This is a genomic window from Mycobacterium sp. 852002-50816_SCH5313054-b (assembly GCF_001667185.1).
Lineage (GTDB): Bacteria > Actinomycetota > Actinomycetes > Mycobacteriales > Mycobacteriaceae > Mycobacterium.
Genome location: NZ_LZIC01000091.1, coordinates 1 through 9167, shown reverse-complemented (window position 1 = coordinate 9167; position 9167 = coordinate 1). Strand labels below are relative to the sequence as shown.

9 protein-coding genes and 1 pseudogene are annotated in these 9167 nt (G+C 70.0%); 8 read left to right on the top strand and 2 right to left on the bottom strand.

Annotation, left to right across the window (positions count from 1 at the left end; all coding sequences use genetic code 11):
* Positions 1 to 63 precede the first annotated feature (63 nt).
* On the bottom strand, positions 64 to 924 hold the full coding sequence (locus A5787_RS18365; RefSeq protein ID WP_197507245.1) for an alpha/beta hydrolase family protein: 861 nt from the start codon (positions 922 to 924) through the stop codon (positions 64 to 66).
* Positions 925 to 1125: 201 nt separating this feature from the next.
* Here A5787_RS18365 and A5787_RS18360 point away from each other — a divergent pair, with 201 nt between their 5' ends.
* The 3 genes from A5787_RS18360 to A5787_RS18350 all read left to right on the top strand — a co-directional run bounded on the left by A5787_RS18360 (position 1126) and on the right by A5787_RS18350 (position 4519).
* The gene (locus A5787_RS18360; RefSeq protein WP_066969532.1) at positions 1126 to 2271 is read left to right on the top strand and encodes an LLM class flavin-dependent oxidoreductase; all 1146 of its coding nucleotides are present in this window, start codon (positions 1126 to 1128) and stop codon (positions 2269 to 2271) included.
* Positions 2272 to 2393: 122 nt separating this feature from the next.
* Positions 2394 to 3134, top strand: a complete 741-nt coding sequence (locus A5787_RS18355; RefSeq protein ID WP_082977305.1) for a class I SAM-dependent methyltransferase — start codon at positions 2394 to 2396, stop codon at positions 3132 to 3134.
* Between the two features lie 32 nt (positions 3135 to 3166).
* Positions 3167 to 4519 (top strand): amino acid permease, encoded by a 1353-nt coding sequence (locus A5787_RS18350; RefSeq protein ID WP_066969530.1) that lies wholly within the window; start codon positions 3167 to 3169, stop codon positions 4517 to 4519.
* Here the strand turns inward: A5787_RS18350 and A5787_RS18345 are convergent.
* A pseudogene (locus A5787_RS18345) lies at positions 4503 to 4897 on the bottom strand (nitroreductase family deazaflavin-dependent oxidoreductase). The gene A5787_RS18350 and the pseudogene A5787_RS18345 sit on opposite strands and share 17 nt — an antisense overlap.
* A 194-nt stretch (positions 4898 to 5091) precedes the next feature.
* On the opposite strand from A5787_RS18345, the gene hemL reads away from it, so the two are divergent.
* The 5 genes from hemL to A5787_RS18320 all read left to right on the top strand — a co-directional run.
* Positions 5092 to 6444 (top strand): glutamate-1-semialdehyde 2,1-aminomutase, encoded by a 1353-nt coding sequence (hemL, locus tag A5787_RS18340; RefSeq protein ID WP_066969528.1) that lies wholly within the window; start codon positions 5092 to 5094, stop codon positions 6442 to 6444.
* Positions 6444 to 7052 (top strand): histidine phosphatase family protein, encoded by a 609-nt coding sequence (locus tag A5787_RS18335; protein WP_066969526.1) that lies wholly within the window; start codon positions 6444 to 6446, stop codon positions 7050 to 7052. The genes hemL and A5787_RS18335 overlap by 1 nt, the downstream gene beginning before the upstream one ends.
* Entirely contained in the window at positions 7049 to 7633 is a 585-nt protein-coding gene (locus tag A5787_RS18330; RefSeq protein ID WP_066969524.1) for a TlpA disulfide reductase family protein, read from the top strand. The genes A5787_RS18335 and A5787_RS18330 overlap by 4 nt, the downstream gene beginning before the upstream one ends.
* Positions 7630 to 8409 carry a cytochrome c biogenesis CcdA family protein gene (locus tag A5787_RS18325; RefSeq protein ID WP_066969522.1) on the top strand — a complete coding sequence of 260 codons (780 nt, stop codon included), beginning with the start codon at positions 7630 to 7632 and terminating at the stop codon, positions 8407 to 8409. Before A5787_RS18330 ends, A5787_RS18325 begins: the two co-directional genes overlap by 4 nt.
* Positions 8410 to 8456: 47 nt before the next feature.
* A partial coding sequence (locus A5787_RS18320) for a cytochrome c biogenesis protein ResB (RefSeq protein WP_197507247.1) occupies positions 8457 to 9167 on the top strand: 711 nt, incomplete at its 3' end.

The window sequence follows — 9167 nt, the reverse complement described above, 5'->3', positions numbered from 1 at the left end:
CGGCCGCTCCACTCGACGTGGGCCGCTGGCGATTTCTTCCTCCCGGACTGTCATCTGCGTGGGCTAGGTCGCCATCCAGGCCAGTTCGCCGGGCAACTGCGTTCGCCAGTAGCCGATGTCGTGTCCGCCCAGCGAGAAGCTGCCCGCCGGCTGGGTCTTCAGTTGGCTGACGAATTGCCTTGTGGCGAAATAGAAACGATCGAAGGTGCCGCAGTCCACGCGCAGCGGAATCGCGTTGAGCGCCGGCAGGCCCACGACGCTGTTCTGCACCCAGTCGTCGTAGCTGTCGAACGCCCCCTGCTCGCTGCCCGTGAAGGAGGTGTACAGCGCCGGGCTGATCGCGCAGATCCCGGCCGTGCGCGACGGGCCCAGCTTGGCACCCAGGCGCAGCGCCCCGTAGCCGCCCATCGACCACCCCAAAAAGCCCACCCGGGTGGTGTCGAAACCCATCGACGACAGCAGGGGCAACAGCTCCTCGAGCACCATCGCGCCGGGGTCCTCGCCCGAGGCCCTGCGGTGCCAGTAGCTGTTGGCACCCCCGTCGACGCCCACCACCGCGAACGGCGGCTTGCCCTCCTTGACCAATTGGGCCAGGGCCTTTTCGACGCCGCAGTCGAGCATCATGTTCGCGTCGCCGTCCTTGCCGTGCAGCGCGATCACCGGGCGCAGCGCCCCGGCTTCGGCCTTCTGCCCCGGAGGCAGGGCGATCACCCAGTTGGTCTTGACGCCGCCGCGCGCCGCGGACACGAAGGATCCGGTCAGCCTGTTCGGCAGGGTGCTGCCGGCGGCCGACGGCTCGAACGGCGCGGGGGCCGCGTGCGTCGTGATCGGGTCCAGCAGGGCGCTTAACGCAAACACGCCAGCGGCTCCCAGGCTGGCACCGGCACCCATCCGGAGCACCGCCCGGCGTGTCAGGTCAGGCATGATCGCAATGATGCCGTGCTGAGCGCGTGTCACCTGCCGAGCCACGCCGTATTGGAAGCATTGTGTGATCTGGCGTGACCTCTCGGTCACGAAGAGGTGACCTTCGGCGCCGAACGGCCGGGATGCAATCTCGACGGTTTCAACCCTCGCGCGCCCCGCCGATCTCCCGGACGATGCAGGTTTGGCGGAAGGGGAGGTTGGATGAGCCTGGCGTTTCATTGGTTTTTGCCGACGTACGGGGATTCGCGCAACCTGGTGGCGGGCGGGCACGGCACCGCGATGCGTGGCGACCGGCCGGCGAGTTTGCGCTACCTGCACCAGATTTGCGCGGCCGCCGAAGACAACGGCTTCGAGGCGGTGCTCACACCGACCGGATTGTGGTGTGAGGACGCGTGGTTGACGACTGCGATGCTGATCGAGGGTACCGAAACGCTGAAGTTCCTCGTCGCGTTCCGGCCCGGGTTGCTCAGCCCCACCCTGGCCGCGCAGCTGGCCGGGACTTTCCAGCGGCACTCGGGCGGGCGGCTGCTGCTCAACGTCGTCACCGGTGGCGAGCCGCACGAGCAACGGGCCTACGGGGATTTCCTGGACAAGGAGTCGCGGTACGCCCGCACCGCCGAGTTCCTGCATGTGGTGCGGCAGCTGTGGACGTCGCGCGAGCCGGTGACGTTCGCCGGGGACCACCTCCGCATCGAGGGCGCGCAGCTGAACAACCCGCCCGACCCGACCCCCGCGGTGTTCTTCGGCGGTTCGTCGGCGGCCGCCGGTCCGGTCGCGGCCAACTACTCCGACGTCTACCTCACCTGGGGTGAGCCGCCGTCCGACGTCGCCAAGAAACTCGACTGGGTTCGCGGGCTGGCCGTGGACGCCGGGCGAATCCTGCAGTACGGCTTGCGGATTCACGTGATCAGCCGCGACACCTCCGAGCAGGCCTGGGCCGAGGCCGACCGGTTGCTCGCGGCCGTCGACCCGGCCGACGTCGAGCGGGTGCAGGCCGGCCTGGCGCGCAGCGAATCGGAGGGCCAGCGCCGCATGCTCAAGTTGCACGGCGGCGACCGCGCCCGGCTCGTGGTCGGCCCCAGCCTGTGGGCCGGGGTTGGCCTGGTGCGCGGCGGTGCGGGCACCGCGCTGGTCGGCTCGCACGCCGAGGTGGCCGAGCGGCTGGTCGAGTATTCGCGGCTGGGCATCAGCCACTTCATCCTGTCGGGCTATCCGCACCTGGAGGAGGCCTACTGGTTCGGTGAGGGCGTGCTGCCGCTGCTTGAGCGAAAAGGGTTGTGGCAGCACCCCAACCGCCAAACGCAACCGGCGCCGGCGACGCCGTTCGCGATGGCGTCCGCGCACTAGCCGTCGACGCTGCCGGCCGCGGCCCCCGCCGCGCCGGACGTTCACCGGGAATCCGCGACAGCGACCTGCATCTTTGAGCCGACTTCCGGGTGGACAACCGCGTTCCTGGCTAGGCTGAGTCAATGACTGACGCCAACGTTGCCGGTTTCGAGCCGTTGTACGGCGAGGCGGAAAATACCGACGGGCGGATTCCCTGGGACATCGGTGGCCCACAGCCGGCGGTCCAGCAGTTGGTGGCCTACGGTGGGATCCGCGGCGAGGTGCTCGACCCGGGTACCGGCCCCGGCTATCACGCGATTCACTATGCAGCGCAAGGGTATTCGGCCACCGGGATCGATGATTCCCTCTCTGCCATCGAGCTCGCCAAACGCAACGCCGAACGGGCCGGAGTGCACGTCAATTTCCAGGTGGCCGACGCCACCAGGCTGGAGGGGTTCGAAGGCCGCTTCGACACCGTGGTGGACAGCGCGTTTTATCACGTGTTCTTGAACGACGGGGCCACCCAGATGCGGTATGCGCAGGCACTGCACCGCGCGACCACGCCCGGGGCGCGGCTGTACATGTTCGAGTTCAGCCCGCACAACGTCAACGGCCTGCAATGGACGGCGGTGCCGGCCGACAACTTCGAGCGGGTGCTCGGTGACAGCGGATGGCGCATCGAGTACCTGGGCGTCGCCACCTATCAGGCCCGCCTGCTCCCGGAGACCTTCGAAGCCATGAAGAAGATGGCGTCCGAGCAGCAGGGTGAGATCCTGCATCGCATGCGGCCACTGGTGCACCGGATGAGCGTGATCGACCCGCTGCTGGAAGACCATCGGGTGCACCTTCCGGTGTGGTCCGTGGTGGCCACCCGTCTGGACTGACTGGGACGCCAGGGCGCCGGGAGGACTTACCAATGGCCGGCACCACCCAACTGCGCCAAGGACTGTCGCAGCGACAGCTCAGCATGATCGCCCTCGGCGGGGTGATCGGCGCCGGCCTGTTCGTCGGCTCCGGTGTGGTGATCAAAGACACGGGCCCCGCCGCGTTCCTGACGTACACGCTGTGCGGCCTGCTGATCGTGTTGGTGATGCGGATGCTCGGCGAAATGGCGGCCGCCAACCCGTCGACGGGGTCATTCGCCGACTACGCGGCGCGGGCCCTGGGCGGCTGGGCGGGATTTTCGGTCGCCTGGCTGTATTGGTACTTCTGGGTGATCGTGGTCGGGTTCGAGGCGGTCGCCGGCGGGAAGGTCCTGGGCTACTGGTTCCATGCGCCGCTGTGGCTGCTCTCGCTGTGCCTGATGGTGCTGATGACCGCGACGAACCTGTTCTCGGTGTCGTCCTTCGGCGAATTCGAATTCTGGTTCGCCGGAATCAAAGTCGCCACCATCGCCGTCTTTCTCGTTGTCGGCTCGCTGTTCGCGCTGGGCCTGTGGCCCGGCCATCACGCGGATTTCTCCAACCTCACGTCGCACGGTGGCTTCTTCCCGAAGGGCGTCGGGGCGGTCTTCGCGGCCATCGTCGTGGTGATCTTCTCCATGGTCGGCGCGGAGATCGTCACGGTCGCCGCCGCCGAAAGCCGCGATCCCGAACTCGCCGTCCAGCGCGCGACGAGGTCGGTCGTCGCGCGCATCGGGATCTTCTTCGTCGGTTCGGTGTTTCTGCTGGTGGTGATCCAGCCCTGGAATTCGGTCGAACTCGGCGCCTCGCCGTACGTCGCCGCGCTCAAGCAGATGGGCCTGCGCGGGGCGGATCAGGTGATGAATGCCGTGGTGCTCACGGCGGTGTTGTCCTGTCTGAACTCGGGCCTGTACACGGCGTCGCGCATGCTCTTCGTTCTCGCCGACCGGCGCGAGGCCCCGGCGCGGCTGGTCACGCTCAGCCGGCGCGGGGTCCCCCACCTGGCCATCCTGTGCTCGTCGGCGGTCGGTTTCGGTTGCGTCGTCATGGCGTGGGTCGCGCCCGGCTCCGTGTTCCTCTTCCTGCTCAACTCGTCGGGCGCGGTCATCTTGTTCGTCTATTGGTTGATCGCGCTCTCGCAGATCGTCCTGCGCAGGCGCACCCCCGAGGAAACGCTGCGGGTCAAGATGTGGTTCTTCCCGGTGCTGTCGATCCTCACCCTCGCCGCAATCACCGCCGTGCTCGTGCAGATGGCGTTCGACCGCTCCGCGCGCAGCCAGCTGTGGCTTTCCCTGCTGTCCTGGGCGGTGGTGATCGGGCTCTACTTCGTCGCCCGGGCTCGACGCCGGGTCAGTCGGTCTTGCTGAGCAACACGGCTTGCTCGAAGGGCAGCCGCGCGAAGATCGGCCGCCATCCGCGTGTGACGTGGGCCGCCGCGTCGGCCTTGCCGACCACCCGCGGGTCGGTGACGCCGAAGCTCTTGCCGTAGCGGCGCATCCGCCCGCCCCCGGCCGCGGTGAGGTTCTTCAGCCAGTCGCGGTCCGGGCCGTAGGTCAGCAGGATCGCCACCCCGGGCTTGCCGTCGACCTCGGCGCTGAACACGGTTACCGGTGTGCGGTATGGCTTTCCCGAGCGCCGCCCGACATGTTCGAGGATGCAGAACGTCGGGGCCCAGCCGGCCACAGCCGCTGGACGGGATTGGTGACGTGCCGATTGAACCGTGCGAGCCGCTGTGGAAGTTCCATGTCTCCCATCCAACGCGTCCGGGCCGCCCGGCTTCAAGACGCCCCGCTTATCGAGCGAAACCGGCGTGGTGTCGCCTGATGGCCGTCTCACCGGGTGAAGAAGCGCGCAGGAAGCAGACCAGCGGGACGCCCGCCAACCACCTCTGCTACACCCTGTAGTTGAACGATTCGCGGAGGCTGGGACACTGGTCGGCATGGGTAGCAGTGACCAGGCGACCGCGCCCGCCCCGCCCGCGACCGGGGTCACAGCGGCGTCGGCGAAGTTGTTCGAGGACGCCTGCGCGGTCATTCCGGGCGGGGTGAACTCCCCGGTGCGCGCGTTCACCGCGGTGGGGGGCACCCCGCGGTTCATCACCGAGGCGCGCGGGTGCTGGCTCACCGACGCCGACGGCAACCGCTACGTCGACCTGGTCTGCTCCTGGGGGCCGATGATCCTGGGCCACGCCCACCCGGCCGTCGTCGGCGCCGTCGCCAAGGCCGCCGCGTCCGGCCTGTCGTTCGGGGCGCCGACGCCGGCCGAAAGCGAGCTCGCCGCCGAGATCATCGGCCGGGTCGCCCCGGTCGAGCGGATCCGGCTGGTCAACTCCGGCACCGAGGCCACCATGAGCGCCGTCCGGCTGGCCCGCGGATTCACCGGCCGGGCCAAGATCGTCAAGTTCTCCGGCTGCTACCACGGCCACGTCGACGCGTTGCTCGCCGACGCGGGTTCCGGCGTGGCCACCCTGGGCCTGCCCTCCTCGCCCGGCGTGACCGGGGCGGCCGCGGCGGACACGATCGTGTTGCCCTACAACGACATCGAGGCCGTGCGCCAGACGTTCGCGAACTCCGGCGAGCAGATCGCCGCGGTGATCACCGAAGCCAGCCCGGGCAACATGGGCGTCGTCCCGCCCGCGCCGGGCTACAACGCGGCGCTGCGCGCGATCACCGCCGAGCACGGCGCGCTGCTCATCGTCGACGAGGTGATGACCGGCTTCCGCGTCAGCCGGAGTGGTTGGTACGGAATCGATCCCGTCGCCGCCGACCTGTTCACGTTCGGCAAGGTGATGAGCGGCGGCCTGCCGGCCGCCGCGTTCGGCGGGCGCGCCGACGTGATGGAGCGGCTGGCGCCGCTGGGGCCGGTGTATCAAGCCGGCACGTTGTCGGGTAACCCGGTGGCGATGGCCGCCGGGCTGGCCACGCTGCGCGCCGCCGACGACGCCGCCTACGCGGCGCTGGACGCCAACGCCGACCGCCTGGCCGGCCTGCTGTCCGAGGTGCTCACCAAAGCCGGTGTGCCACATCAGATTCCACGCGGCGGCAACATGCTCAGCGTGTTCTTCTCCGAAACGCCGGTCACCGACTTCGCGTCCGCGCGCGCGAGCCAGACGTGGCGCTACCCACCCTTCTTCCACGTCCTGCTGGACGCGGGCGTGTACCCGCCGTGCAGCGCCTTCGAGGCGTGGTTCGTCTCGACCGCCCTGGACGACGCCGCATTCGACCGGGTCGCCGAGGCGCTGCCCGATGCGGCCCGCCGGGCCGCCCAGGCGGTCCGGGAGGACAAGCCCTGATGGCCGAGGAAACCCGGGTCCACGTGGTGCGCCACGGCGAGGTGCACAACCCCAGCGGCGTTCTCTACGGGCGACTGCCCGGATTCCACCTGTCCGAGAAGGGCAGGGCGCAGGCGGACGCGGTCGCCGAGGCGCTCGCGGGCCGCGACATCGTCGCCGTCGTCGCCTCCCCGCTGCAGCGGGCCCAGGAGACCGCCGCACCCATCGCCGCCAAGCACGACCTGACCGTCGACACCGATGTTGACCTGATCGAATCGGCCAACTTCTTCGAGGGCCGCCGCGTCGGGCCCGGCGACGGCGCGTGGCGCGACCCGCGGTTCTGGTGGCAGCTGCGCAACCCGTTCACCCCCTCGTGGGGCGAGCCGTACGCCGAAATCGCGGGCCGGATGACGACCGCCGTCGACAAGGCGCGCGCCCGCGCCACCGGCCAGGAGGCGGTGTGCGTCAGCCACCAACTGCCGGTGTGGACGCTGCGGCTGCACCTGAGCGGCAGGCGGCTCTGGCACGACCCGCGGAAGCGGGAATGCGGGTTGTGCTCGATCACCACGCTGATCTATGACGGCGACCGGCTGGTCGACATCGAGTACTTCCAACCCGCGGTGCCATGACCAGCTGGCGGTTGGCGATGGCCGGGATCGTGCTGACGACCCTTCTTGCCGGCTGCTCCGGTCGCGACGCCGTGGCCCAGGGCGGCACCTTCGAATTCGTCTCGCCCGGCGGCAAGACCGACATCTACTACGACCCGCCGGCCGGCCGCGGGCGCCCGGGGCCGCTGTCGGGGCCGGACCTGGCCGATCCGGCGCACACGCGATCGCTCGACGACTTCGCCGGGCAGGTCGTCGTCATCAACGTCTGGGGGCAGTGGTGCGGGCCGTGCCGGGCCGAGGTCGGCCAGCTGCAGCAGGTGTATGACGCCACCCGGGCCGCCGGGGTGTCCTTCCTAGGCATCGACGTCCGCGACAACAACCGCCAGGCGGCCCTGGACTTCGTCGACGACCACCACGTGAGCTACCCGTCCCTCTACGATCCGGCGATGCGCACCCTGATCGCGTTCGGCGGCAAGTACCCCACCACCGTCATCCCGTCCACGCTGGTGCTGGACCGCCAGCACCGGGTCGCGGCGGTGTTCCTGCGCGAGCTGCTCGCCGCGGACCTGCAGCCGGTGGTGCAACGGGTGGCCAAGGAGTGAACGGCTTCACCCACCTCGCCGCCGCCGGGCCGCTGCTGGTGGCGCTGGGCGCCTGTCTGCTGGCGGGGCTGGTGTCGTTCGCCTCGCCGTGTGTGGTGCCGCTGGTGCCCGGCTACCTGTCCTATCTGGCGGCGGTCGTCGGGGTGGACGAGCAGCCGCCCCCGGGCGCGCTCAAGGCCCCACCGGCGGCCCGGTGGCGGGTGGCGGGGTCGGCGGCGTTGTTCGTCGCCGGGTTCACCACGGTGTTCGTGCTCGGCACTGTCGCGGTGCTCGGCATGACCACCACCCTGATCACCAATCAGTTGGCGCTCCAGCGGGCCGGGGGCGTGCTGACCATCGTGATGGGGCTGGTGTTCGTGGGCCTGATCCCGGCCCTGCAGCGCCAGGCCCGGTTCAGCCCCCGGCAGCTGACGACGGTCGCGGGGGCGCCGGTACTGGGCGCGGTGTTCGCGCTCGGCTGGACCCCGTGCCTGGGGCCGACGCTGACCGGGGTGATCACCGTGGCCTCGGCCACCGACGGTGCGAACGTGGCGCGCGGCGTCGCGCTGGTGATCGCCTACTGCCTGGGGCTGGGCATCCCGTTCGTGCTGCTGGCGTTCGGCTCGGCGGGGGCGGTGGGGGCGCTGGGCTGGCTGCGACGGCACACCCGGGCCATCCAGATCTTCGGCGGCGCGCTGCTGATCGCGGTCGGCGCCCTGCTGGTGACCGGCGTGTGGAACGACTTCATCTCCTGGCTGCGCGACGCGTTCGTGTCCGACGTGAGGCTGCCGATTTGAGGCAAGTTCTGGCGTTGGCCCGCAACACCTGGCGCACGCTGACCTCGATGGGCACCGCGCTGGTGCTGCTGTTCCTGCTCGCGCTCGGCGCCATACCGGGCGCGCTGCTGCCGCAGCGCAGCCTCAACGCCGGCAAGGTCGACGAGTACCTGGCCACCCATCGCGTGATCGGACCCTGGCTGAACCGGCTGCAGGCCTTCGACGTGTTCTCCAGCTTCTGGTTCACCGCCATCTACGTGCTGCTGTTCGTCTCGCTGGTCGGCTGCCTGACCCCGCGCATGATCGAGCACGCGCGCAGCCTGCGCGCCACCCCCGTGCCCGCCCCGCGCAACCTGGCCCGGCTGCCCAGGCACGCCAGCGCCGAGGTCGCCGGCGACCCGGCGGACCTCAACGCCCTGGCGAACACGATCGCCCGCCGGCTGCGCGGCTGGCGCACGGCCATCCGGCACGAAGGCGAAGTGGTCGAGGTCTCGGCGGAAAAGGGCTACCTGCGCGAGTTCGGCAACATCGTCTTCCACTTCTCGTTGCTGGGCCTGCTGGTCGCCGTGGCCGTCGGCAAGCTCTTCGGCTACGAGGGCAACGTCATCGTCATCGCCGACGCCGGCCCCGGCTTCTGCTCGGCCTCGCCGGCCGCGTTCGACTCGTTCCGCGCCGGCAACACCGTCGACGGCACCTCGCTGCACCCGATCTGCATCCGGGTCAACGATTTTCAGGCCCACTACCTCCCGTCCGGGCAGGCCACCTCGTTCGCCGCCGAC

What these genes read in the sequence shown, in the direction of transcription:
- A5787_RS18365 (WP_197507245.1), bottom strand. Translation starts at nt 924, where the DNA reads ATGCCTGACCTGACACGCCGGGCGGTGCTCCGGATGGGTGCCGGTGCC.
- A5787_RS18360 (WP_066969532.1), top strand. Translation starts at nt 1,126, where the DNA reads ATGAGCCTGGCGTTTCATTGGTTTTTGCCGACGTACGGGGATTCGCGC.
- A5787_RS18355 (WP_082977305.1), top strand. Translation starts at nt 2,394, where the DNA reads ATGACTGACGCCAACGTTGCCGGTTTCGAGCCGTTGTACGGCGAGGCG.
- A5787_RS18350 (WP_066969530.1), top strand. Translation starts at nt 3,167, where the DNA reads ATGGCCGGCACCACCCAACTGCGCCAAGGACTGTCGCAGCGACAGCTC.
- hemL (WP_066969528.1), top strand. Translation starts at nt 5,092, where the DNA reads ATGGGTAGCAGTGACCAGGCGACCGCGCCCGCCCCGCCCGCGACCGGG.
- A5787_RS18335 (WP_066969526.1), top strand. Translation starts at nt 6,444, where the DNA reads ATGGCCGAGGAAACCCGGGTCCACGTGGTGCGCCACGGCGAGGTGCAC.
- A5787_RS18330 (WP_066969524.1), top strand. Translation starts at nt 7,049, where the DNA reads ATGACCAGCTGGCGGTTGGCGATGGCCGGGATCGTGCTGACGACCCTT.